This is a genomic window from Paraburkholderia sp. GAS334 (assembly GCF_050436625.1).
Taxonomy (GTDB): domain Bacteria; phylum Pseudomonadota; class Gammaproteobacteria; order Burkholderiales; family Burkholderiaceae; genus Paraburkholderia.
This window is the reverse complement of sequence record NZ_JBNDMO010000002.1, coordinates 66,484-89,937: the sequence shown is the minus strand read 5'-3', so window position 1 is coordinate 89,937 and position 23,454 is coordinate 66,484. Positions and strand designations below refer to the sequence as shown.

Genomic DNA, 23,454 nt, shown 5'->3' with positions numbered 1-23,454 from the left:
ATCCGCGCCGATCTGCTTTTTGCGTTTGCTGTTTCGACCGAAGCTAGTGCTTGCCCGTGCTGCCAAACCCACCGTCGCCGCGCACGCTTTCTTCGAAGTCGTCGACGATATTGAACCTGGCCTGCACGACCGGCACGATGACGAGTTGCGCGAGGCGTTCCATCGGATTCAGCGTGAACTCGGTCTGACCGCGGTTCCACGTCGAGATCATCAACTGGCCCTGATAGTCCGAGTCGATCAGCCCGACGAGATTCCCCAGCACGATGCCGTGTTTGTGACCAAGCCCTGAGCGCGGCAGGATCAGCGCCGCATAACCCGGATCGCCGACGTGGATCGCCAGACCTGTCGGCACCAGAGCGGTTTCGCCGGGCTTCAGCGTCAGCGGTTCATCGAGGCAGGCGCGCAGGTCGAGGCCCGCGCTGCCGGTTGTCGCGTAAGCGGGCAGCTGTTCGCGCATGCGCGCGTCGAGAATCTTCAGGTCGAGTTTCATGCAGGTTCGGTGTGAATTGAAAAAACCTCAGCGTGCCAGCTGGAACGCGTCGGCGAGGAGTTCGTAAGAGCGAAGCCGCGCACGGTAACTGCCCGCGACGGTAAGAACGATCAGTTCATCGGCCTGAAACTGCGCTTGCACGGCGAGCATCCGTTCCGTGACGGTTTCGGGCGTGCCGATGATGCTGCGCGGTTTCTCGCGGTCGATCACCAGTTGTTCGCGTTCGCCGTATTCCTGCGCGAGCCCCTGTTCGATCGACGGGATCGGCGCGTTCAATCCATACGCCATCTGCACGCGACGCAGGTCCACGGCTTTTTCGAGGTCGGCGGCTTCCTGTTCAGTGTCCGCGCAGATCACGAACATCGCGGCAGCGAGATACGGCTTCGCCTCGTTGCCGGCCGAAAAGCGTTCGCGATAGACCTGTGCAACCTGACGACCAAAGTGCGCGTTGATGAAGTGCGCGAACGAAAAACGCAGGCCCAGTTGCGCCGCGAGCATGCCGCCGAAGTCACTCGAACCCAGCACCCATAATTGCGGCCGGGTTTCGACTGCCGGTTGTAGCAGCACATCATGCGCGATGTGTTCCGACGACAGCGTGCCGTTCATCAGCCCGACGAGATCGGCGACCTGCTGCGGAAAAATATCGCCGCGGTTGTACGTGCCCGCGGCAACGGCCTGCGCGGTGCGCATGTCGCCGCCGGGCGCGCGGCCCACACCGAGATCGATCCGGTTCGGAAAGAGCGCTTCGAGCATCAGGAACTGCTCAGCAATCTTGAACGGGCTGTAGTACGGCAGCATGATGCCGCCGGAGCCGAGGCGGATGCGCTTCGTCATACTACCGAGTCGCGCGAGCATGACCTCGGGGCAGGGGTTCGAAACGCCGCGCAGGCCGTGATGTTCGGCGCACCAGTAGCGCGTGTAGCCGAGATCGTCGGCGAGTTGTGCGAGTTCGACGGTGGCGGCGACCGCGTCGGCTACCGAATACCCGTCGATCACGGGCGTTTGATCGAGCACGGAAAGTAGCGTCATGGCAGTACCGCTCCGGTTCAATATTTAATGCAACGCGCGCGACGTTACGGGATCAGGCGCGTGTCCGGCAGGCGCTTCGCAATTTCAGCGATCAACGCGCGCGCGAGCGTCTGCTTGTCCGCGCGCGGCAGTTTTGTTGTGCCTTTGCCTTCGAAGAGAATGACTTCGTTGTCGTCGAGGCCGAAGGTCAGTGGACCAAGATTGCCGATCAGCAAAGGCACGTTCTTGCGAACGCGCTTCTCTTCGCCGTGTACTTCGAGGTCGCCGCTTTCCGCCGCGAAGCCGACGCAGTAGGGCGGATGCGGCAGCTTCGCCACCGACGCCAGAATGTCCGGGTTCTCGACGAAGGTGAACGTGGGCAACGACTTGTCCGCGTTCTTCTTGATCTTGTGTTCGCTGACGTGATCGATGCGCCAGTCGGCAACCGCCGCGACACCGATGAAGATGTCGTAGTCGGGCACCGCGCGCATCACGGCGTCGTGCATCTGCTGCGCGGTCTGCACATCTTCACGATACACGCCCCACGGCGTTTCCAGCGAAACCGGGCCGGCGACGAGGTGGACGTCGGCGCCAGCCTGCTGTGCGGCGCGGGCGAGCGCGAAGCCCATCTTGCCGCTCGAACGGTTCGTGATGCCGCGTACAGGATCGAGTGGTTCGAACGTCGGCCCGGCGGTCAGCAGCACGCGGCGGCCGGCGAGAATTTTCGGTGTAAAGAACGATGCGATCGCATCGTATGTCGCTCCGGGTTCAAGCATGCGGCCGTCGCCCGTTTCGCCGCATGCCTGAGCGCCCGAATCCGGCCCGAGTACTTCGATGCCATCGGCACGCAGTTGCGCGACGTTACGTTGCGTCGCCGGATTCATCCACATCTGACGGTTCATCGCAGGCACGACGAGCAGCGGGCAATCGCGCGCGACGCACAATGTGGACAGCAGATCGTCGGCCATGCCGTGCGCGAGCTTCGCGAGAAAATCCGTCGAAGCAGGCGCGATCACGATGGCATCCGCTTCGCGCGACAGATCGATGTGCGGCATGTTGTTGTCGATGCGCGTATCCCACTGGCTCGTGTAGACGGGCCGGCCGGACAGCGCCTGCATCGTGACGGGCGTGATGAACTGCGTCGCCGCTTCGGTCATCGCGACCTGCACGGTCGCGCCGGCTTTCGTCAGGAGGCGCGTGAGTTCAGCGATCTTGTAGCAGGCGATGCCGCCTGTCATGCCGAGGACGAGATGTTTTCCAGCGAGTTCTGCGGTTGCCAACGCGAGCCTCCGACAAAGCATGATGGCCGGCGCACATGACGTCGCCGACCTTTGTACCCATCAACACTCGCGCCGCCCGACGCGAACGCTCAACGCGCGCCGCGCACCCGCCGCAGCTCGTCGAACACGAGCAGCGCTGCACCGATCGTGATCGCGCTGTCGGCGAGATTGAACGCCGGCCAGTGCCACGCGCGCACGTGAAAATCGAGGAAATCGATCACGTGGCCGTACGCGATCCGGTCGATCACATTACCCAGCGCGCCACCGAGAATGAGCGCCAGCGCCGTGCAGAAGAGCCGCTGGTTACCGTGGCGCTTCAACAGATAGCAGATCACCAGCGCCGCGATCACGCCCAGCGCCGTGAACGCCCAGCGCTGCCAGCCGCCCGCTGCCGCGAGGAAGCTGAATGCCGCGCCGCGGTTGTACACGAGCACGAGGTTGAAGAACGGCGTCAACGCGACCGACTGTCCGTACGCGAACACCTTCGCAATCGCGATCTTCGACAGCTGGTCGAACAGAATGACGATCAGTGCAACGCCCAGCCACGGAAGCAGCGACGAGCCGCCAGCAGGTTTCGACATGGTTCTGGCCATTATGCCGCGCTCCTTGCTTCACCGCTGCCGAAGAGGTTGCTGAAGCAGCGGCCGCACAGCGTCGGATGCCCGGAATGAGCGCCGACGTCCGTGCGATAGTGCCAGCAGCGTTCGCACTTCAGATACTTCGACGCGATCACTTCAACGCCTTGTTGCTCGGCGGTTTCGACCTTCACCACCGTCGCCGCCGACGTGATCAGCACGAACTTCAGATCGTCGCCAAGGCTGGCCAACGCGTTGTAACGCGCGTCGCTCGCGCGGATTTCCACTTCGGCCTGCAACGACGAACCGATCAGGTTCGCGACGCGTGCTTCTTCCAGCGCCTTCGTCACGTTGCCGCGGACTTCGCGCAGCAGCGTCCACTTGTCGACGAGCGCGGCGGATTGCGGCACGTCCGGATAGGCGTGATACGTCTCGGTGAAGATCGTTTCGCCGGCAGGCTGGAATACCTTCCATGCCTCTTCGGCGGTGAACGACAGGAACGGCGCCATCAGACGCAGCAGACCGTGCGCGATGTGATACAGCGCGGTCTGTGCCGAACGGCGCCCGACCGAATCGGCCGCCGTCGTGTACAGACGGTCCTTCAGCACGTCGAGGTAGAAGCCGCCGAGATCTTCCGAGCAGAACGTCTGCAGCTTCGCGACGACAGGGTGGAACTCGTACTTCTCGTAATGCGCGAGCACGTCGGCCTGCAGGCCGGCCGTCATCGCAACCGCGTAGCAGTCGATTTCGAGCCAGTCGCTAACCGGGCGCGCGTCTTTCGCGAAGTCGAAGTCCGACAGGTTCGCGAGCAGGAAGCGCAGCGTGTTGCGGATGCGTCGATAGCCTTCCGTCACGCGCTTCAGGATTTCCTCGGAGATTGCGAGTTCGCCCGAATAGTCGGTCGAGGCGATCCACAGACGGATGATCTCCGCGCCCAGCCGGTTCGCCACTTCATGCGGATCGATGCCGTTGCCGAGCGACTTGCTCATCTTGCGGCCTTCGCCATCGACCGTGAAGCCGTGCGTCAGGAGCGCGTTGTACGGCGGACGGCCGTCGAGCATTGAAGCCGTCAGGAGTGACGAGTGGAACCAGCCGCGATGCTGGTCCGAGCCTTCGAGATACAGGTCGGCCGGGAATTGCAGCTCATCCTTGTGCGAGCCGCGCAGCACGTGCCAGTGCGTCGTGCCGGAATCGAACCAGACGTCGAGCGTGTCGCGATTCTTTTCGTACATGTTGGCGTCGTCGCCGAGCAGTTCGCGCGGGTCGAGCGACTGCCATGTTTCGATGCCGCCCTGTTCAACGCGCTGTGCAACCTGTTCGAGCAGTTCCAGTGTGCGCGGGTGAAGTTCACCCGTTTCCTTATGGACGAAGAACGCCATCGGCACGCCCCATTGACGTTGACGCGACAGCGTCCAGTCCGGGCGATTCGCGATCATGCTGAAGAGGCGCTGCTTGCCCCACGACGGATAGAACGCCGTCGCTTCGATACCTTCGAGCGCGGTTTCGCGCAGGGTTTTATCCGTGTCCTTCGGCTTGACGTCCATGCCGGCGAACCACTGCGACGTCGCGCGATAGATGATCGGCGTCTTGTGGCGCCAGCAATGCATGTAACTGTGCGTGTACTTCTCGCTGCGCAGAAGCGAACCGGCCGCGTCCAGCGCCGCGACGATTTTCGGATTCGCGGCCCAGATCGACAGCCCGCCGAAGAGCGCGAGCGATTCGATGTAACGGCCATCGCCCATCACGGGGCTGATGATGTCGGAATCGGCCATGCCGTGCGACTTGCACGACACGAAGTCTTCCACGCCATACGCCGGCGACGAGTGCACGATGCCCGTGCCGGTTTCCGTCGTCACGTAGTCGCCGAGGTAAACCGGCGACGTGCGGCGGTAATCCGGATGCGCGGACGCGAGCGGATGATGGAAGCGCACATTCGCGAGGTTCGCACCCGGCGCAGTTGCGACGACATGGCCATCCAGACCGTACTGCTGCAGGCAGGCTTCGACGCGTTCTTCCGCGAGAATCAGCAGACCACGCGGTGTATCGACCAGCGCGTACGCGATCTCCGGATGAACGTTGAGCGCCTGGTTGGCGGGGATAGTCCACGGCGTCGTCGTCCAGATGACGATGCCGCCTTCGCTGCGCGGCAGCGACTTGAGGCCGAACGCGTGCGCGGTTTTCTCCGGCTCGGCGAAACTGAAGAGAACATCGATCGTCGGGTCGGTCTTGTCCTTGTATTCGACTTCCGCTTCGGCCAGCGCCGAGCCGCAGTCGAAACACCAGTTCACCGGCTTCAGACCGCGGAACACGTAGCCCTTCTCGATGATCTTCGCGAGCGCGCGGATTTCGCCGGCTTCGTTGGTGAAGTTCATCGTCCTGTACGGGTTGTCCCAGTCGCCGAGCACACCCAGACGCCGGAAGCCCAGCTTCTGCTTCTCGATCTGCTCGCCCGCGTAGGCGCGCGCCTTCTGCATCACCTCGATAGCCGGCAGCGACTTGCCGAACTGCTTTTCGATCTGGATTTCGATCGGCATGCCGTGGCAATCCCAGCCCGGCACGTAGACCGCGTCGAAGCCCGCGAGATTGCGCGCCTTGACGATCATGTCCTTCAGGATCTTGTTCACCGCGTGGCCGAGGTGGATGTCGCCGTTCGCATACGGCGGGCCGTCGTGCAGGATGAACTTTGTTCTGCCCTTGCTGGCGGCGCGGATCTTTTCGTAGATCTTGCGTTCCTGCCATTCCTTGACCCATTGGGGTTCGCGTTTGGGCAGGTCGCCGCGCATCGGGAACGGCGTGTCGAGCAGGTTGACCGGGTAGCGGGACTGCGGTTTCGAATCGGCTTTCTTGTTGCTCATGATCAGGTCGCGGTGAATGCTGTGTATCGCGGAGTACGCGGGGCGTGGCGCGCTTCAGGCAGGCTGGTCGCATGGGCGACTGGCGCTGTCCGGTGCGCGCGGCGAGGGTACGTGCTGCGCCTGCAGCCGCACGTACCGCGGCGGTTATCTAATTCGGTCGGTGGCCGAGGTGGCGAAGCCGGTCGACCGGCTGCCCGGCGCACATGCGCCAACGGCGGCAAACCACGCACGCGCATTGGCGACGTCGCGCGAGATCGCAACGGTCAGCGTTTCGAGGTCGACGTATTTCTCCTCGTCGCGCAGCTTCTTCAGGAATTCGACGCGCACGAGTTTGCCATACGCGTCGCCGTGCCAGTCGAGCAGGTGGACTTCGAGCAGCACGCGGCCGGAATCGTCGACGGTCGGACGCAGGCCCAGGCTTGCGACGCCCGGCAGCGGCTCCGCTTCGACGCCATGCACACGCACAATGAAGATGCCCGCCAGCGCCGGCCGCTTGTGGGCAATCGGCAGGTTCAGCGTGGGGAAGCCGAGATCGCGGCCGAGCTTCATACCGTGCACGACGTGTCCGCTGATCAGGTAATCGCGGCCGAGCGCGGCGCGCGCCGAATCGAGATCGCCCGACACCAGCGCCGTGCGCACGCCGGAACTGGAAATGCGCGCACCCGACGGATCGGCCACCGTCGCCATCTGTTCTACTTCGAAACCGTGCTGCTCGCCCGCCGCCTTCAGCGAATTGAAATCGCCGGCGCGCTTCGCGCCGTAGCGGAAGTCATCGCCGATCATCACCCAGCGCGCGTGCAGACCGTTGACGATGATCCGCTCGACGAACGTGTCCGGCGACTGGCTCGCAAACGTGTGGTTGAAATGCTCGACGACGACGCGGTCGACGCCGTTCATGCGCAGCGCTTCGAGCTTGTCACGCAGCATCGCGATACGGGGCGGCGCGCCGGCCGGATTGAAGAATTCGCGTGGGTGCGGCTCGAAGGTCATCACGCAGACGGGCAGGCCGCGTGCATCGGCGGCCGCGCGGACGTGCGCGAGCAAAGCCTGATGGCCGCGGTGGACACCGTCGAAGTTGCCGATGGTCAGTGCGCAGGGCGCACGGCTTTCGGCATTGGGAAGACCGCGGAAGACTCTCACGATAGCGGGTGTGGCGAGTTTGAGTAGAGTGGGCCAGATGCCGCAAAACAAACGATTATAAACGCTCGGGAGCCAGCACGGCGGCGCGGGCCGGTTTGCGGGCCCCTCGAATGTTAAAATCCGCGGATGAAAAAACTCGTCATCCTGATTTCCGGACGGGGAAGCAACATGGAAGCCATTGTCCGCGCGTGTTCGCGCGAGCGCTGGCCGGCTGAGGTCGCCGCCGTGATTGCCAACCGTCCAGACGCCGCGGGTCTTGCTTTCGCGGCGTCGCAAGGCATTGCCACGGTGGTCGTCGACCACCGCCAGTTTCCTGACCGCGCGGCGTTCGACGCCGCGCTTGCACTCGAAATCGACCGCTTTTCGCCCGATCTGCTGGCGCTCGCCGGCTTCATGCGCGTGCTGACGCCCGGTTTCGTCGACCGTTACGCAGGCCGGATGCTGAACGTGCATCCTTCGCTGCTGCCGAGCTTCCCGGGCCTGAAAACCCATCAGCAGGCGCTCGAAGCTGGCGTCCGTCTGCACGGCGCGTCGGTGCATTTTGTCACGTCGCAGCTTGATCATGGGCCGATCGTCATTCAGTCGGCGGTGCCCGTGCTGGCCGGCGACGACGCCGCGGCGCTGGCCGCGCGCGTGCTTGCCACCGAACATGTCATTTATCCGCGTGCCGCACGCTGGTTTGTCGAAGGGCGTCTTGCCCTCGATGGCCTGCGCGTCACGCTTACGCCGCCGGAGCCCCAATGGCTCTTCGCCGGTCAAACCGCCGGGGAGGGCGTATGAGGCTGCATGGTTTTCTGATTGGACAGACTGAAACGCTGCTCGCGGACGTGCTGAAGTTCGCGGGCCCCGCGGACGCCGCCACGAGCCGCTTTTTCCGCGGGCATCCGAAGCTCGGGCATGGCGAGCGCGGCGTGATCGCCGAAGCCGTCTTCGCGGTGCTGCGTCGCCGGATGGAATTCGCGCATCTGGCCGAAAGCGGCACGGGCAGCCCGGCGCGGCGTCTTGCGCTGCTCGGGTTGATGCAGACGGCAGGGCGGTCGGCGCTGAAGCCGTTCGTCTCCGAAGCCGAATCGACGTGGCTCGAACACGTCGCGAAGATCGACCCGGAAAGCCTGCCGCTGCGGATTCGCCTGAATCTGCCTGACTGGATCTATCAGGCGCTCTCGACGCGCTTCGAACCCGCGGAACTGGCGCAACTGGCCGCGGCACTGAATTACCCGGCACCGCTGGATCTGCGCGCGAACCCCATCAAGGCGAGCCGTGACGAACTGCTCGAAACGCTCGGCAAGGCCGGCATCGAAGCCGGCGCGACGCCGTTCGCGCCGTTCGGCGTGCGCGTGGTCGGCAAGCCGCCGCTCACGAAGCTCGACGCGTTCCAGAATGGCTGGGTCGAAGTGCAGGACGAAGGCAGCCAGCTGCTGTGTTCGCTCGTCGCGCCGAAGCGCGGCGAGATGATCGTCGACTTCTGCGCGGGCGCCGGTGGCAAGACGCTCGCGCTCGGTGCCGCGATGCGCTCGACGGGCCGTCTCTACGCGTTCGATATCTCCGAGCGGCGTCTCGCCAAGCTGAAGCCGCGCCTCGCGCGAAGCGGCCTGTCGAACGTGAACCCGGTGCTGATCGACAGCGAACACGACGCGAAGATCAAGCGTCTCGCGGGCAAGATCGACCGCGTGCTGGTCGATGCGCCTTGCAGCGGCCTCGGCACGTTGCGTCGCAATCCGGATCTGAAGTGGCGCCAGTCGCCGGATTCGGTCGCCGAACTCGCGCCCAAGCAGGCGTCGATTCTGGCGAGCGCGGCGCGTCTCGTGAAGAAGGGCGGCCGGCTCGTCTACGCGACGTGCAGCATTCTCGAAGCCGAGAATGAAGCGATCGTGAAGCAGTTCCTCGACGCCCATCCGGACTTCGTGCTGATTCCGGCCGGCGAAGTGCTGGCTGAACAACGCATCGACATGCCGATGGGCGACTACCTGTCGCTGTGGCCGCATCTTCACGCGACCGACGGCTTCTTCGCCGCTGTGCTGGAACGCAGGGCGCCCGCTGCTGCCGCGGTGGCTGACGCCGCTCCCGCGACCGACGCGACCGAGTGACCCCGATGGCGCCCGCCGCCGCATGACGCGCGCGGCAGGGCGCCGGACGGGCAATGATATCCATGGAAGAACGTCTTTTTTCTCACATGTTCGGCGACATCGTGCGCGACTTCGGTCAGCCGGTGATCCTGTGGCAGGCGGCAATCCTGGTGGGCACGCTTGTCGCCGCGTGGCTCGTCGCGCGGCTGTTGCGCCGCACGCTCGACCTGCGACGCCAGACGCGCTACCAGAAGCTGCGTTTCGGCGCGGAGAGCCTTAACAAGGCGTTCTTTCCGCTGGTTGGCGGCGTGTTTGTGTGGATCGCGAGCACGATCACCGCGCATTTCATGCACACGGCGCTGCTCGACCTCGCGCTGGTACCGCTCTTCGGCATTGCCCTGATCTACATCGTGTTCTACTTCGCGCGACGCGTCTTCAGCAGCGACGGCGAGGCGCACGGTCTGCTGTTTCTCGTCGAGAAGGTGGTGTCGGTCGTCGTGTGGATCGGCATGGTGCTGACCGTGATGGGCATTCAGGACGCCGTGCTCGCGTGGATGGGCAGCGTGAAATTCCGCGTTGCGAATGCGCATATGACGCTGCTGTCGCTGTCGACGGGGCTGCTGTGGGTCTGCGTGACGATGATTGTCGCCATGTGGCTCGGCTCGACATTCGAAGACCGCCTGACGCGTTCGACCACGCTCGATGCGAACCTGAAGGTCGTGCTGGTGCGCGTCGGACGCGCGCTGCTGATGCTCGCGGCGGTGCTGGTCAGTCTCTCGCTCGTCGGCATCGACGTGACCGTGCTCGGCGTATTTGGCGGCGCGCTCGGCGTCGGGCTGGGGTTTGGCCTGCAGAAGATCGCGAGCAACTACGTGTCGGGCTTCATCATCCTGATCGACCGGTCGCTTCGCATCGGCGACACGATCAACGTCACCGGACTGCAGGGCATGGTCACGCAGATCCGCACGCGTTATACGGTGGTGCGCGGACTGGATGGCATCGAAACGCTGATTCCAAACGAAAAGCTCATCACGGATGTCGTACAGAACCAGTCGTCGTATCTGACGCGCGGTCACGCGAAGGCGGCGGTGCAGATTGCCTACACGTCCGATATCGACAAGGCGATGGCGCTGCTGGTCGAAGCCGCGAAGGACGTGCCGCGCGTGCTGCAGGAGCCCGCGCCGACGCCTTATCTGGTCGGCTTCGGCACAGACGGCGTCAATCTCGAACTGGGCTTCTGGATCGAAAATGCGGCGCAGGGAACCGCGGGCGTACGCTCGGCGGTCAACCTGAACATCTGGCGGCTCTTTGCGGCGAACGGCATTTCCATCCCATTCGCGCAACGCGAAGTGCGGATCGTCGGCGGCGCCAGCGACATGCTGTCGCATGCAGTAAATCTGACCGGTGAAACGATACATAAAGGCGACAACGGCGCCTGATAGGGCTGGGCGGCGTTGCTGCCCTCCATCTGTCCTCCGATTTACCTGGAATCTGGGCTTTCAAACCGCATATTCTTTGCGGTGCTACAAAAAAATCCTCATTTGTTACAAACACTTGGAACGGTTCTAGTAAAATGCCGTCGAATCCTGATGCATGCTTTCACTTTCTTGACATGGGCCCTTTCGGTCGATGTCGCACGTCACACAGGTAAATTGACTTGTTGAACTCCCTGCTCGACTTTCTTGCCCACGGCCTGCTTCGTCTTTCGTGGTGGCAACTCGTGCTTTACACGCTGGCGGTGACGCACGTCACCATCATTGGCGTGACTGTCTATCTTCACCGCTGCCAGGCGCACCGTGCGCTTGACCTGCATCCCGTCGTCAGTCACTTTTTCCGTTTCTGGCTGTGGATGACCACAGGCATGCTGACGGCACAGTGGGCCTCGATTCACCGCAAGCATCACGCGAAGTGCGAGACCGAAGAAGATCCGCACAGCCCGCAGACGCGCGGTATCTGGAAGGTGCTGCTCGAAGGCGCGGAACTGTATCGCGCCGAAGCGAAGAACGAAGAAACGCTGCGCAAGTTCAGCCACGGCACGCCGAATGACTGGATTGAACGCAACGTTTACACGAAGTACCCGATTCTCGGCATCAGCCTGATGATGGTGTTGAATGTCGCGCTGTTCGGCATCGTCGGCCTGACCATCTGGGCTGTGCAGATGATCTGGATTCCGTTCTGGGCCGCAGGCGTTGTCAACGGTCTAGCGCACTGGTGGGGTTACCGCAACTTCAACTCCGCGGACGCAAGCACGAACATCTTCCCGTGGGGCATCCTGATCGGCGGCGAAGAACTGCATAACAACCATCACACGTACGCAACGTCTGCGAAGCTGTCGAACAAGTGGTACGAGTTCGACATTGGCTGGATGTACATCCGCATCATGTCGACATTCAAGCTGGCAAAGGTGAAGAAAATTGCCCCGACGCCGCGTCTCACGTCGGGCAAGCTGGTACTCGACCAGGACACGCTGCAGGCCGTGCTCGCGAACCGTTACGAAGTGATGGCCCGCTACGGCAAGGCGCTCAAGCGCGCGTATCGCCAGGAAATGGCGCACCTGAAGGAAGTGGGTGCGCGTGAAAAGTATCAATTGATGCGCGGCGCACGCAAGTGGGTCCACAAGGAAGAAGACGGGCTGGACGAACCGCAGAAGCGTCAGCTTCCGCAGATCTTCGCGAACAGCCAGAAACTGCGAACGTACATCGAGCTGCGTAGCGAACTCGCGGCGATGTGGGAACGGTCGAATGCTTCACGCGAACAGTTGCTGGTGCAGTTGCAGGACTGGTGCCATCGTGCCGAACAAAGCGGCATCAAGGCGCTCCAGGAATTTGCGCTGCGACTTCGTCGTTATGCCTGATCCCGGCTGATCCCGAAATACTTTAAAATTTCGGAACGTCACAGAACCCCGCGTTGGCGGGGTTTTGCTTTTTGGGCCGCCGAAAACGTACGCCATGTACGTGGCGCCAGATCAGCAGGGCAGAGGAGATCATGAATCAGGTAATCAGGAGCGTCGAATACGACCGGCCGCAGACGCAGGGTTTGACGTGCGGCGTCGGTCAGGCATGGGCGAAAGTACCCGACGTGCCCTCGGCGGAAGAGAAAGTTGCGCTGAAAGCGCGCATCCGTGCGCTGCTCGCGCGCGAAAAGGCGGTGCTCGTCGCCCACTACTACGTGGACGCCGAGCTGCAGGAACTGGCGGACGAGACAGGCGGTTGCGTCGCCGATTCGCTGGAGATGGCGCGCTTCGGCCGTGATCACGAAGCGCAGACGCTGGTCGTTGCCGGCGTGCGTTTTATGGGCGAGACGGCGAAGATTCTGAGTCCGGATAAGCGCATTCTGATGCCGGATCTCGATGCGACCTGTTCGCTTGATCTCGGCTGTCCCGTCGACGAGTTTTCGGCATTCTGCGATGCGCATCCGGATCGCACCGTGGTCGTCTATGCGAATACCAGTGCGGCCGTAAAGGCGCGCGCGGACTGGATGGTGACGTCGTCGATCGGGCTCGAAATCGTCGCCGATCTGCACGCACGCGGCGAAAAGATCATCTGGGCACCGGATCGTCACCTCGGCGGCTACATCCAGAAGAAGACCGGCGCCGACATGCTGTTGTGGCAGGGTTCCTGTCTCGTTCACGACGAATTCAAAGGTATCGAACTCGATTTGCTGCGCGCCGAGTATCCCGGCGCGAAGGTGCTGGTGCATCCGGAGTCGCCAGAAGGTGTGGTCGCGCAGGCGGATGTCGTCGGCTCGACCACGCAGCTGATCGACGCCGCGAAACGTCTCGATGCAACGCACTTTATTGTTGCCACTGATCTGGGCATCCTTCACAAGATGCGGCTCGCGGCACCCGGCAAAACGTTCATCGAAGCGCCGACGGCCGGCAATAGCGCGACCTGCAAAAGCTGCGCGCATTGCCCGTGGATGGCGATGAACGGTCTTGTCAATCTCGCCGATGTGCTGGAGCGCGGACACAACGAGATTGCCGTAGATCGCGCGATTGGCGAGCGTGCGCGTCTGCCGATCGACCGGATGCTTGCATTCGCCGCGCAGCATAAGAAGCGCGTGCAGGCGAGTGGCGATCTCGCGCGCGATACGTCGTTGTTTTCGAATGTAGGGGCGGCATGATGGGCGCGTCTGAATTTGCCTGGTCGGAGGCGATTTCTCCGCTCTTCGCGGAAATCCGCGCCCAGTACGGCGACGCTTTTGATGCGGCGATTGTTCGCAATGTCACCGATGCACTTGCCGAAGACGTCGGCGACGGTGATCTGACCGGCCTGCTCGTGCCCGCTGATGATCTGCGCGATGCGCGGATCATCGTGCGCGAAGATGCTGTGTTGTGCGGTGTGTCGTGGTTCAACGAGGTCATGCATCGGGTCGACCCGCGTATCGACGTGAAATGGCGTTATCGCGAAGGCGATCGCATGACAGCCGACACGACGGTGTGCGAAATGCGCGGGCCGGCGCGCGCACTTCTGACGGCCGAGCGCAATGCGATGAACTTCCTGCAACTGCTGTCGGGCGTTGCCACTGTGACGCGGCGCTACGTGGACGCGATCGCTCATACGCACACGCGCATCCTTGATACGCGCAAGACGCTACCGGGTCTGCGGCTCGCGCAGAAGTATGCGGTGCGGGTCGGCGGCGGCGCGAACCAGCGGATCGCGTTGTACGACGGCATTCTGATCAAGGAAAACCATATCGCCGCAGCCGGCGGCGTCGGTTTGGCGATGAACGCGGCGCTTGCATTGAACGCGGGCGTGCCGATCCAGATCGAGGTCGAGACGCTCGCGCAACTAGAGACGGCGCTTGCGCATCGCGCCCAGTCGATCCTGCTCGATAACTTCAGGTTCGACGCAATGCGAGATGCCGTTCGTATCACGGCGGGCCGCGCGGTGCTCGAAGTCTCAGGCGGCGTGAATTTCGACACGGTACGAACCATTGCGGAAACCGGTGTCGATCGCGTGTCGATCGGTGCGCTCACGAAGGACGTCCGGGCGACCGACTACTCGATGCGCTTGCTCTGATTCGACCAATTCGCGTTGGCCGTAAAAAACCCGCATCGCTGCGGGTTTTTTTGCGCCTCAAATCGTGCGATTCGGTACGCGTTCCGGTGAGAGCACCGTGGGAAGTGCTTTTGGCAGCGCCGCCGGCCAGTCGCGGCTGAAGTGCAGGCCGCGGCTTTCGCGACGCGAACGCGCGCTATCGACGATCAGCGAGGCCACGTCGACCAGATTGCGCAGTTCAAGCAGATCGCGACTCACCTTGAAGTTCGCGTAGTACTCGTGGATCTCGTCGCGCAGCAGCGCTAGCCGATGCTTTGCGCGCGCAAGCCGCTTGTCGGTGCGCACGATGCCGACGTAATTCCACATCAGTCGCCGCAGTTCGTCCCAGTTATGCGCGACGACGACTTCTTCGTCGGGATCCGAGACCCGACTTTCGTCCCAATCGGGCAGTGGCGCGTGGACGGCCGCACCGAACCCTTCCTCCTCGATCGCCGCCGCCGCAGATCTGCCGATAACCAGACATTCCAGCAGTGAGTTGCTGGCCAGCCGGTTCGCGCCGTGCAGGCCGGTACACGAGGTCTCGCCGACCGCGTACAGACCGGCCAGATCAGTGCGCCCGGCAAGATCGGTCACGATGCCGCCGCACGTATAGTGCGCCGCCGGTACGACCGGAATGGGCTCTTTCGTGATGTCGATGCCGAATTCGAGGCAGCGCGCAAGAATGGTCGGAAAGTGTTCCTGCAGGAACGCAGCTGACTGATGGCTGATGTCGAGATAGACGCAGTCAATGCCGCGCTTCTTGATTTCGAAGTCGATCGCACGCGCGACGATGTCACGCGGTGCCAGTTCTGCGCGCTCGTCGTGATTTGGCATGAAGCGGGTGCCGTCGGGCAGCTTCAAAATACCACCTTCGCCGCGCACGGCTTCGGAAATCAGAAACGACTTCGCGTACGGATGGAACAGACAGGTCGGATGAAACTGGATGAATTCCATGTTCGACACGCGACACCCTGCGCGCCATGCCATCGCTGTGCCGTCTCCCGTCGCCGTGTCGGGGTTGGTGGTGTACAGATAGACTTTGCCCGCTCCGCCCGTCGCGAGGACGGTGTGGGGTGCCTCGATGGTCACGGTGCGGCCACTCGCGATATCGAGCGCGTACAGGCCGTGACAGCGCCGGCCTGGCAGGCCGAGCCGGTCTGAGGTAATCAGGTCGATCGCGCAGTGGTCTTCGAGCAGCGTGATATTCGGATGGTGACGCACGCGCTCGCTGAGCGTCGTGACCACGGCGTGGCCGGTGGCGTCTGCGGCATGAATGATGCGGCGATGGCTGTGGCCGCCTTCACGCGTCAGGTGGAATCCCAGTTCTGCGGCGTCGTCTTTGGTGAATGGCACGCCCTGCGCGATCAGCCACTCGATGGCCGCGCGCCCGTGCTCGACGATGTGGCGGGTAGCGGCTTCGTCGCAAAGGCCACCTCCGGCGATCAACGTGTCGCTGACGTGATTCTCGACGCTATCCGCGGAATCGAGCACTGCGGCAATGCCGCCTTGCGCCCAGTCGCTGGCGCCTTCGGTCATTGAGCGTTTGGCGATGACGGCGACGCGCCGCGTCTCGGCGAGATTCAGCGCGACACTCAGACCAGCCAGCCCGCTGCCGACAATCGCTACATCGAAATTCATGTCCTGCCTCTCCGTGTCTCTTTCTCTCTTGTTTGCGACGTGAACGCGCCAAATGGCACGTCGGTAAGCATTAGAGGATACCGCGTCGCGCAACTGGAGGGAAAGCTGGCCGAACGGCTAACGAAGAACCACCGTATCGGAAGGGGAGTGCGGGCGCGGAAAAACAAAAAGCCCCGCACAGGTGCGAGGCTTTTTGTCGTCAAACCGTCGTCGAACAACGGAAAGCAAGATTACTTGATCTTGGTTTCCTTGTACTCAACGTGCTTGCGGACGACGGGATCGAACTTCATGATCGCCATCTTTTCCGGCATGTTGCGCTTGTTCTTCGTGGTGGTGTAGAAGTGACCCGTACCAGCGGTCGATTCCAGCTTGATCTTGTCGCGTGCGCCTTTTGCCATGATCTACTCCTTAGGCTTCGCCGCGTGCGCGCAGATCTGCGAGCACGGTGTCGATACCGTTCTTGTCAATCAGGCGCAGACCGGCGTTCGAGACGCGCAGACGCACCCAACGGTTTTCGCTTTCGACCCAGAAACGGCGGTTCTGCAGATTCGGGAGAAAACGACGCTTGGTCTTGTTGTTCGCGTGGGAAACGTTGTTGCCGCTCATCGGCGCTTTCCCAGTTACTTGGCATACGCGTGCCATGAGAGCACTCCTAATACGCTAATTCTGAGTTCGAACGCCGTGAAAGTATCCAGGAAAGAAGAGCGATGCTTGAGATCGTTCGGCGCTTCCCGGAAGGCCTTGGTGGCTTCGGAACAGGGTTGGAAACAGGCAAACCGTGATTCTAGCAGGAAAAAACCCGATAAATCAAACCTTATTTGCGGCTGGCAACAGGCTGTGACACCTGTCCGCGACGCCCTTGCAGGGTCGCAAAAAGGCGTTCAGGCCCATCCGGCGCGGGCAAAGGAGAACGTTTCGTGCACGCCAATCACAAGATGATCGATCAGCTGCACATCCACCAGAGCCAGCGTCTCACGGAGGACGCGCGTGAGGCGGCGGTCGCTGGCACTGGGCTTGACGGCGCCGGAGGGGTGATTATGCGCCACGATCAGGCTCGCCGCATTCAATGTGAGCGCCCGACGCACGATTTCGCGTGGATAGACCGCGATGCGAGTGAGCGAGCCGCGCGAACTTTCTTCCGAGCGGATCAGTCTGTGCCGCGCGTCCATGAAAAGGCAGACGAACACTTCATACGGCCGTGCGCCGATCAGTAGCCGCAGGTAATCTTCGACTGCGCCAGGCGAATCGATCAGCGGCCGCTCGCGCATTTTTTCGGCCAGCCCGCGGCGCGCCATTTCGACGATGGCGAGTAGCTGTGCGGTCTTGGCCGGCCCGATGCCGCGCAGGCCGTCAAAATCGGCTGGCGTGCCGTCGAGCATCGCTCGCAATGAGCCGAAACGGGCCAGCAGCGCCCGCGCCAGCTCGAAGACGTTCTGTCCAGGTAGCCCTGAGCCAAGCACGAGCACGATCAATTCCGTATCCGACAATGCGCCCGGGCCCGCTTCCAGGAGGCGCTCACGCGGCATGTCGCGCGAAGGCCAGTCGCTGCAGCGGCTCGGCGCGGCCGGCCCGGGCGGGCCTTCGATGGTGAGGTCGCTGGACATCGTGAGGTCATCGGTGTCATGCATGATGTCGTCCTTCGGGAGAGGCCGTCTGAGCGGCCGTTGCTGGCGGCATGCGGGGAAGCGCACGACCGCCACTGGATATGTGGCTTACAATAGTGCCTTTGCGCACGGCACTTCCGTTGCCACCGCGCGCATCGCGCCCCTGGCGCACGCGCAGCGCGTCGACCGAACGAGTACTGCATGAGCATCATCGACATTTCCGAAGTGAAACCGGGTTCGCACATCACGCTTCACTACCGGCTTTCGCTCGCCGATGGCGCCGAGATCATCAATACCTTCACCGAGAAGCCCGCCACGCTGCTGCTGGGCGCGGGCCAGCTGGCGCCGCCACTGGAAGATATTCTGCTGGGATTGAGGGTCGGCCACCATTCGACCTTTCAGCTAGCACCGGGGCAGGCCTTCGGCCCGCGCAATCCGGAGTTGATCCAGCGCGTGTCGCTCGCCACCCTGCGCGAAAACAGCATGATTGGTGAGGATTTTTCTCCCGGCGATCTCGTCGAATTCAATGCACCTGGCGGCGGACGCTATGCGGGCGTGCTGAAGGAAGTGGGCGAAACGTCCGCCCTGTTCGATTTCAATCACCCGCTCGCTGGCCAGGCGCTGGCGTTCGAAGTGAAAATCATCGGAATCCTGTAAACATGAGCATCACGGATACGACTCTGGCCGAAGCCGAAATCCTGCTGGCGCAGCCGCGCGGGTTTTGCGCAGGCGTCGATCGCGCGATCGAAATCGTTGAGCGCGCCATCAAGCTGCATGGCTCGCCGATCTATGTGCGTCACGAAATTGTCCACAACGCCTATGTTGTCGAGGACCTTCGCAAGAAGGGCGCTATCTTTATCGAGCAGCTTGAGGAAGTACCGGCTGGCAATACGGTGATCTTCAGCGCGCACGGCGTGTCGAAGGCGGTGCGCACGGAAGCCGAGTCGCGCGGGCTGCGCGTGTATGACGCGACCTGTCCACTCGTGACCAAGGTGCACATCGAGGTCGCGAAGATGCGCGCCGATGGGTTCGACATCGTAATGATCGGCCACAAGGGTCACCCTGAAGTCGAAGGCACAATGGGGCAGGCTGGCGAAGGCATGCATCTCGTCGAAGACATCGACGACGTGCAGGCGCTTGCGCTGCCAGACCCGGAGCGTATTGCGTTTGTCACGCAGACCACGCTTTCAGTCGATGATGCGGCCGAAATCATCGCCGCGCTGAAGGCGAAGTATCCGGCGATCCGCGAGCCGAAGAAGCAGGACATCTGTTACGCGACGCAGAACCGTCAGGATGCGGTGAAGTTCATGGCGCCGCAATGCGACGTCGTGATCGTGGTGGGCAGCCCGAACAGTTCGAACTCGAACCGGTTGCGCGAAGTGGCCGAAAAGCGCGGCATTCCTTCCTATATGGTGGATTCGCCGACGCAGATCGATCCGGCCTGGATCGAAGGCAAGCGCCGGATTGGCGTGACCGCTGGCGCGTCGGCGCCGGAGGCGCTCGCGCAGGCCGTGATCGCGCGTCTGCACGAACTGGGTGTGCGCAACGTGCGCGCACTTGAAGGCATCGAAGAAAACATCGCGTTTCCGCTGCCGCGCGGGCTGGGGCTGCCGGCCTGACCCCGGTTTCGTCTGGCTGCACAACAAAACGCGTCCACCAGGGCGCGTTTTTTTTATCTTCCGCCGACAGGCGACGGCTTTCGAAAAATAGTGCCACACCACGTCAAAAGCATCGATCGAGGACCTCGGCACGCAAATTTCCGCATATTTTTTGATAAATTTTTTTGCCGCCAATTACGATTGAGCCCCAATTTCGTATCAAACGAATCGATCAAGTACGATTAATTGCACCAACATAGTGCGGCGGAATCGGCCTTACAGATAAATCGCAAATCCAATAGAAGCGCGCTGGCATCAGGCGTCAAAAAAGATTGCTGCAACACTTGATGCCCGGGGCGGCGATGCTGGTGCAACTGATGCACGGATAAATGTCGCAACCGGGTTGCGCCAATTCACCACTATTGATCCCAAAATACGGTTGCAATGCAGGAAAACCCTGCCGGTTCAACAATATTGCCTATCGCATAATTGGAGTTACAATGCGCGCGTTCTCAGGGCCTCCGGGCCCCAGACATTGGATTTTGCAAGGCGCAGGAGACCTATTTAATGCGAGTCAAGTTTGCTCACGTTGTGACCGTCGCAGCCGCGGTTGCGCTGCTGGCCGCGTGCAGCAAGAAGAGTGATGGCGAGGCGGGCACGGCTGCTTCGGCTGCGCCGGCAGCGGCTGCGCCCGCCAGCGATGCGACTATCGTCAAGATCGGTCATGCCGCGCCGTTGACGGGCGGCATTGCGCACCTTGGCAAGGATAACGAGAACGGTGCGCGGCTCGCGGTCGAAGAGATCAATACTCAGGGTCTGACCATTGATGGCCGCCGGATCCACCTTGAACTCGACGCGCAGGACGACGCTGCGGACCCGAAAGTGGGCACGGAAGTTGCGGAAAAACTCGTCGGCGATCATGTCGTCGCCGTGGTCGGGCACCTGAATTCAGGTGTTTCGATTCCGGCGTCGAAGATCTATAGCGATGCAGGCATCGTGCAGATCTCGCCGTCGACGACGAATCCGGGTTACACGCAGCAAGGTTTCAAGACGACCTATCGCGTGGTCGGGACCGACGCGCAGCAGGGCCCGGCGCTTGCCAACTACGCGACGAAGACGCTCGGCGCGAAACGCATCGCGATCGTGGACGATGCGACCGTCTACGGCAAGGGACTGGCCGATGAGTTTGCGAAGACAGTCGAGGCAAGCGGCGCGAAGATTGTTGCGCGCGAAGCCACGTCTGAGCGGACCGTGGACTTTGGAACCATCCTCAGGAAGATCAAGAGTGTTCAGCCGGACGTGATCATGTACGGCGGCATGGATGCAACGGGCGGGCCGTTCACGAAGCAGGCGGCGGCGCTCGGAATCAGGGCAAAAATCCTTGGCGGCGACGGTGTGTGTACCGACAAGGTAGGGGAGCTGGCGGGAACCGCCGTGCAGAACCTGGTCTGTTCGGAAGCGGGACTGGCGCTTTCGAAGATGGACAAGGGAGCGGACTTCGCGAAGAAGTACGACGACCGCTTCCACACGCCGGTGCAGATTTACGCACCGTTCACGTATGACGCTGTGTACGTGATCGTCGATGCAATGAAGCGCGCCAATTCGATCGACGCGCCCAAGGTGCTGGCTGCGATGCCCTCTACCGATTACAACGGTGTAATCGGCCACATCGCATTCGACGACAAGGGTGATTTGAAAGAGGGCGCCATTACGCTTTACGACTTCAAGGACGGCAAGAAAGCGGTTCTCGACGTCGTGAAGATGTGATGACGGGATAGTCATAGCCTGACGGCACCGAACCACCTAACGGTGCCGTTTTTGCATCCGCATCGGACGAGCCGGCTGCTGCAACACAGTCGCCACGCGAATCCGGAGCGGATAACCCTTACCGGTCTTTTATCAGTACCCGCAGTGCCGTTGCGATTCCGTGATGCATCCTCGCCCACCGGCCGGATGACGAGCGCGAATCCAGTCGCACGGGCTAAGGAGCATTAAATGGATATCTTCATCCAGCAGATCCTCAACGGACTGGTGCTTGGCAGCGTTTACGCCATCATCGCACTGGGCTACACGATGGTTTACGGCATTCTGGGCATCATCAACTTCGCGCACGGCGATGTGTTGATGGTGGGCGCGATGGTTGCGCTCTCAGCCATCGGCGTGCTGCAGAACCACTTCCCTGGCCTCGGCAACGCGGCCACGCTCTGCATCGCGTTGATCATCGCCGCTGTCGTGTGCGCGGTGGTGGGCTACACGATCGAGCGGGTCGCCTACCGTCCGTTGCGCAAGGCACCGCGTCTCGCCCCGCTGATCACCGCCATCGGCGTGTCGATCCTCTTGCAGACGCTCGCGATGATGATCTGGTCGCGTAACCCGCTGCCGTTCCCGCAGTTGCTGCCCACCGATCCGATCAACGTGATCAAGGCCACCGATACGACGCCTGGCGCCGTGATCTCGGTGACTGAAATCGTGATCATCGTGGTGGCGTTCCTCGTGATGGGCGGCCTGCTGCTGCTCGTGCACAAGACAAAGCTCGGCCGTGCAATGCGCTCGATCGCCGAGAACCCGAACGTCGCGAGCCTGATGGGCGTGAACCCGAACTTCGTGATCTCAGCGACGTTCATGATCGGCTCGGCACTGGCGGCGCTGGCCGGCGTGATGATCGCGTCCGAATACGGCAACGCGCACTTCTACATGGGCTTCATCCCCGGCCTGAAGGCCTTTACCGCGGCGGTGCTGGGCGGGATCGGCAACCTTGGCGGCGCGATGGTCGGTGGCGTGCTGCTCGGGCTGATCGAACAGCTCGGCGCGGGCTACATCGGCAACCTGACCGGTGGTGTATTCGGCAGTAACTACCAGGACGTGTTCGCATTCATCGTGCTGATCATCGTGCTGGTGTTCCGTCCGTCGGGCCTCTTGGGCGAACGTGTCGCGGATCGAGCATAAGGAGTAGAAGAACATGACCTCAATTCAACCGATCGAGCCGTCGACGACGCTCATCCCCGAGAAGAACCTGACGAAGACGCTGACCGTCGGCATCATCACCGCGATCTTCGTGATCGCGGCCCCGATGATCATCGGCGCGGCAGGCGGCAACTACTGGGTTCGCGTGCTCGACTTCGCGATGCTGTATGTGATGCTCGCGCTGGGTCTTAACGTGGTGGTCGGCTTCGCGGGCCTGCTCGATTTGGGCTACATCGCGTTCTACGCGATCGGCGCCTACTCGGCAGCGCTGCTGAGCTCGCCGCACCTGACCTCGCAGTTCGAATGGATCGCGCATCTGTTCCCGGCCGGCCTGCATACGCCGATCTGGATCATCGTGCCGTTCGCGATGGGGCTCGCGGCGATCTTCGGGATCCTGCTCGGTGCGCCGACGCTGCGTCTGCGCGGCGACTATCTCGCGATCGTGACGCTGGGTTTCGGGGAAATCGTCCGGATCTTCATGAACAACCTCGACCGTCCGGTGAACATCACCAACGGCCCGAAGGGGATCACGGGGATCGATCCCATCCACGTAGCGGGCTTCAACCTCGCGCAGATGCACACGTTCCTCGGGTTCTCGTTCCCGTCCGTGTACATGTATTACTACCTGTTCGTGCTGTGTTCGCTGGTCGTGATCTGGACGTGTACGCGTCTGCAGCACTCGCGTATCGGTCGCGCATGGGCCGCGATCCGTGAAGACGAAATCGCCGCGAAGGCGATGGGCATCAACACCCGTAACGTGAAGCTGCTTGCGTTTGCGATGGGCGCGTCGTTTGGCGGCCTGTCGGGCGCGATGTTCGGCACGTTCCAGGGCTTTGTGTCGCCGGAATCGTTCACGTTCTGGGAATCGGTCGTGGTGCTGGCGTGCGTGGTGCTGGGCGGCATGGGCCACATCCCGGGCGTGATTCTCGGCGCGGTGCTGCTCGCCGTGTTCCCGGAATTCCTGCGCTCGACGATGGGTCCGCTGCAGAACGCGATCTTCGGTCACGAAATCGTCGACACGGAAGTGATCCGTCAGCTGCTGTACGGCCTCGCGATGGTGCTCATCATGCTGTATCGCTCGGAAGGCCTGTGGCCGTCGCCGAAGCATGAGGACAAGATTGCGAAAATCGCGAAGCGCGCTGGCAAGAAGCCGGTTCGCGCCTGAGGCCATGGGACCCGAGTAAGCGCCAAAGCGCT

Annotated in this window: 21 protein-coding genes; 11 read left to right on the top strand and 10 right to left on the bottom strand. The window is 62.2% G+C overall.

Features of this window, described 5'->3' with window-relative positions; genetic code table 11:
* Nucleotides 1-43: 43 nt before the first annotated feature.
* The 6 genes from dut to P3T21_RS03765 all read right to left on the bottom strand — a co-directional run bounded on the left by dut (nucleotide 44) and on the right by P3T21_RS03765 (nucleotide 7,348).
* Nucleotides 44-490, bottom strand: coding sequence for a dUTP diphosphatase (dut, locus tag P3T21_RS03790; protein WP_429254599.1), 447 nt, complete (start codon nucleotides 488-490; stop codon nucleotides 44-46).
* A 27-nt stretch (nucleotides 491-517) separates the two neighbouring features.
* Complete coding sequence (locus tag P3T21_RS03785) at nucleotides 518-1,519, bottom strand: LLM class flavin-dependent oxidoreductase (RefSeq protein WP_429254598.1); 1,002 nt, start codon at nucleotides 1,517-1,519, stop codon at nucleotides 518-520.
* A 44-nt stretch (nucleotides 1,520-1,563) separates the two neighbouring features.
* Nucleotides 1,564-2,778, bottom strand: a complete 1,215-nt coding sequence (gene coaBC / locus P3T21_RS03780; RefSeq protein WP_429254597.1) for a bifunctional phosphopantothenoylcysteine decarboxylase/phosphopantothenate--cysteine ligase CoaBC — start codon at nucleotides 2,776-2,778, stop codon at nucleotides 1,564-1,566.
* Between the two features lie 89 nt (nucleotides 2,779-2,867).
* Nucleotides 2,868-3,371, bottom strand: coding sequence for a signal peptidase II (lspA, locus tag P3T21_RS03775; RefSeq protein ID WP_429254596.1), 504 nt, complete (start codon nucleotides 3,369-3,371; stop codon nucleotides 2,868-2,870).
* Nucleotides 3,371-6,208, bottom strand: a complete 2,838-nt coding sequence (ileS, locus tag P3T21_RS03770) for an isoleucine--tRNA ligase (protein WP_429254595.1) — start codon at nucleotides 6,206-6,208, stop codon at nucleotides 3,371-3,373. Before ileS ends, lspA begins: the two co-directional genes overlap by 1 nt.
* Nucleotides 6,209-6,352: 144 nt before the next feature.
* Nucleotides 6,353-7,348: a bifunctional riboflavin kinase/FAD synthetase gene (locus P3T21_RS03765; protein WP_429254594.1), complete on the bottom strand. Its 996-nt coding sequence runs from the start codon at nucleotides 7,346-7,348 to the stop codon at nucleotides 6,353-6,355.
* Nucleotides 7,349-7,474: 126 nt separating this feature from the next.
* Here P3T21_RS03765 and purN point away from each other — a divergent pair, with 126 nt between their 5' ends.
* From purN to nadC, 6 genes are all read left to right on the top strand, one after another.
* Entirely contained in the window at nucleotides 7,475-8,128 is a 654-nt protein-coding gene (gene purN, locus P3T21_RS03760; RefSeq protein ID WP_429254593.1) for a phosphoribosylglycinamide formyltransferase, read from the top strand.
* Nucleotides 8,125-9,435, top strand: coding sequence for an RsmB/NOP family class I SAM-dependent RNA methyltransferase (locus P3T21_RS03755; RefSeq protein ID WP_429254592.1), 1,311 nt, complete (start codon nucleotides 8,125-8,127; stop codon nucleotides 9,433-9,435). The genes purN and P3T21_RS03755 overlap by 4 nt, the downstream gene beginning before the upstream one ends.
* A 62-nt stretch (nucleotides 9,436-9,497) precedes the next feature.
* Entirely contained in the window at nucleotides 9,498-10,853 is a 1,356-nt protein-coding gene (locus P3T21_RS03750) for a mechanosensitive ion channel family protein (RefSeq protein WP_429254591.1), read from the top strand.
* 218 nt (nucleotides 10,854-11,071) lie between these two features.
* On the top strand, nucleotides 11,072-12,268 hold the full coding sequence (locus P3T21_RS03745; RefSeq protein ID WP_429254590.1) for a DesA family fatty acid desaturase: 1,197 nt from the start codon (nucleotides 11,072-11,074) through the stop codon (nucleotides 12,266-12,268).
* Between the two features lie 131 nt (nucleotides 12,269-12,399).
* Nucleotides 12,400-13,536 (top strand): quinolinate synthase NadA, encoded by a 1,137-nt coding sequence (gene nadA / locus P3T21_RS03740; RefSeq protein ID WP_429254589.1) that lies wholly within the window; start codon nucleotides 12,400-12,402, stop codon nucleotides 13,534-13,536.
* Nucleotides 13,536-14,435, top strand: a complete 900-nt coding sequence (gene nadC / locus P3T21_RS03735) for a carboxylating nicotinate-nucleotide diphosphorylase (protein WP_429254588.1) — start codon at nucleotides 13,536-13,538, stop codon at nucleotides 14,433-14,435. The genes nadA and nadC overlap by 1 nt, the downstream gene beginning before the upstream one ends.
* Nucleotides 14,436-14,492: 57 nt before the next feature.
* On the opposite strand, the gene nadB is transcribed toward nadC, so the two are convergent.
* From nadB to radC, 4 genes are all read right to left on the bottom strand, one after another.
* A complete protein-coding gene (gene nadB, locus P3T21_RS03730; protein WP_429254587.1) occupies nucleotides 14,493-16,091 on the bottom strand; it encodes an L-aspartate oxidase in 1,599 nt (532 codons plus the stop codon).
* Nucleotides 16,092-16,321: 230 nt separating this feature from the next.
* Nucleotides 16,322-16,489 carry a 50S ribosomal protein L33 gene (rpmG, locus tag P3T21_RS03725; protein ID WP_121281636.1) on the bottom strand — a complete coding sequence of 56 codons (168 nt, stop codon included), beginning with the start codon at nucleotides 16,487-16,489 and terminating at the stop codon, nucleotides 16,322-16,324.
* Nucleotides 16,490-16,499: 10 nt separating this feature from the next.
* A complete protein-coding gene (rpmB, locus tag P3T21_RS03720; protein WP_007586227.1) occupies nucleotides 16,500-16,733 on the bottom strand; it encodes a 50S ribosomal protein L28 in 234 nt (77 codons plus the stop codon).
* A 239-nt stretch (nucleotides 16,734-16,972) separates the two neighbouring features.
* Nucleotides 16,973-17,695, bottom strand: coding sequence for a RadC family protein (gene radC, locus P3T21_RS03715; RefSeq protein WP_429255154.1), 723 nt, complete (start codon nucleotides 17,693-17,695; stop codon nucleotides 16,973-16,975).
* A 201-nt stretch (nucleotides 17,696-17,896) separates the two neighbouring features.
* On the opposite strand from radC, the gene P3T21_RS03710 reads away from it, so the two are divergent.
* From P3T21_RS03710 to P3T21_RS03690, 5 genes are all read left to right on the top strand, one after another.
* Nucleotides 17,897-18,352 carry an FKBP-type peptidyl-prolyl cis-trans isomerase gene (locus tag P3T21_RS03710; protein ID WP_429254586.1) on the top strand — a complete coding sequence of 152 codons (456 nt, stop codon included), beginning with the start codon at nucleotides 17,897-17,899 and terminating at the stop codon, nucleotides 18,350-18,352.
* A 2-nt stretch (nucleotides 18,353-18,354) separates the two neighbouring features.
* Complete coding sequence (gene ispH / locus P3T21_RS03705) at nucleotides 18,355-19,314, top strand: 4-hydroxy-3-methylbut-2-enyl diphosphate reductase (protein WP_429254585.1); 960 nt, start codon at nucleotides 18,355-18,357, stop codon at nucleotides 19,312-19,314.
* 546 nt (nucleotides 19,315-19,860) lie between these two features.
* Nucleotides 19,861-21,060 carry a branched-chain amino acid ABC transporter substrate-binding protein gene (locus P3T21_RS03700; RefSeq protein WP_429254584.1) on the top strand — a complete coding sequence of 400 codons (1,200 nt, stop codon included), beginning with the start codon at nucleotides 19,861-19,863 and terminating at the stop codon, nucleotides 21,058-21,060.
* Nucleotides 21,061-21,288: 228 nt separating this feature from the next.
* Complete coding sequence (locus tag P3T21_RS03695) at nucleotides 21,289-22,239, top strand: branched-chain amino acid ABC transporter permease (protein ID WP_429254583.1); 951 nt, start codon at nucleotides 21,289-21,291, stop codon at nucleotides 22,237-22,239.
* A gap of 13 nt (nucleotides 22,240-22,252) precedes the next feature.
* Entirely contained in the window at nucleotides 22,253-23,422 is a 1,170-nt protein-coding gene (locus P3T21_RS03690; RefSeq protein WP_429254582.1) for an ABC transporter permease subunit, read from the top strand.
* Nucleotides 23,423-23,454: the final 32 nt, after the last annotated feature.

What these genes read in the sequence shown, in the direction of transcription:
- rpmG (WP_121281636.1), bottom strand. Translation starts at nt 16,489, where the DNA reads ATGGCAAAAGGCGCACGCGACAAGATCAAGCTGGAATCGACCGCTGGT.
- ileS (WP_429254595.1), bottom strand. Translation starts at nt 6,208, where the DNA reads ATGAGCAACAAGAAAGCCGATTCGAAACCGCAGTCCCGCTACCCGGTC.
- lspA (WP_429254596.1), bottom strand. Translation starts at nt 3,371, where the DNA reads ATGGCCAGAACCATGTCGAAACCTGCTGGCGGCTCGTCGCTGCTTCCG.
- dut (WP_429254599.1), bottom strand. Translation starts at nt 490, where the DNA reads ATGAAACTCGACCTGAAGATTCTCGACGCGCGCATGCGCGAACAGCTG.
- P3T21_RS03755 (WP_429254592.1), top strand. Translation starts at nt 8,125, where the DNA reads ATGAGGCTGCATGGTTTTCTGATTGGACAGACTGAAACGCTGCTCGCG.
- P3T21_RS03785 (WP_429254598.1), bottom strand. Translation starts at nt 1,519, where the DNA reads ATGACGCTACTTTCCGTGCTCGATCAAACGCCCGTGATCGACGGGTAT.
- P3T21_RS03710 (WP_429254586.1), top strand. Translation starts at nt 17,897, where the DNA reads ATGAGCATCATCGACATTTCCGAAGTGAAACCGGGTTCGCACATCACG.
- radC (WP_429255154.1), bottom strand. Translation starts at nt 17,695, where the DNA reads ATGTCCAGCGACCTCACCATCGAAGGCCCGCCCGGGCCGGCCGCGCCG.
- nadB (WP_429254587.1), bottom strand. Translation starts at nt 16,091, where the DNA reads ATGAATTTCGATGTAGCGATTGTCGGCAGCGGGCTGGCTGGTCTGAGT.
- ispH (WP_429254585.1), top strand. Translation starts at nt 18,355, where the DNA reads ATGAGCATCACGGATACGACTCTGGCCGAAGCCGAAATCCTGCTGGCG.
- P3T21_RS03750 (WP_429254591.1), top strand. Translation starts at nt 9,498, where the DNA reads ATGGAAGAACGTCTTTTTTCTCACATGTTCGGCGACATCGTGCGCGAC.
- P3T21_RS03695 (WP_429254583.1), top strand. Translation starts at nt 21,289, where the DNA reads ATGGATATCTTCATCCAGCAGATCCTCAACGGACTGGTGCTTGGCAGC.
- nadA (WP_429254589.1), top strand. Translation starts at nt 12,400, where the DNA reads ATGAATCAGGTAATCAGGAGCGTCGAATACGACCGGCCGCAGACGCAG.
- P3T21_RS03690 (WP_429254582.1), top strand. Translation starts at nt 22,253, where the DNA reads ATGACCTCAATTCAACCGATCGAGCCGTCGACGACGCTCATCCCCGAG.
- nadC (WP_429254588.1), top strand. Translation starts at nt 13,536, where the DNA reads ATGGGCGCGTCTGAATTTGCCTGGTCGGAGGCGATTTCTCCGCTCTTC.
- purN (WP_429254593.1), top strand. Translation starts at nt 7,475, where the DNA reads ATGAAAAAACTCGTCATCCTGATTTCCGGACGGGGAAGCAACATGGAA.
- P3T21_RS03700 (WP_429254584.1), top strand. Translation starts at nt 19,861, where the DNA reads ATGCGAGTCAAGTTTGCTCACGTTGTGACCGTCGCAGCCGCGGTTGCG.
- rpmB (WP_007586227.1), bottom strand. Translation starts at nt 16,733, where the DNA reads ATGGCACGCGTATGCCAAGTAACTGGGAAAGCGCCGATGAGCGGCAAC.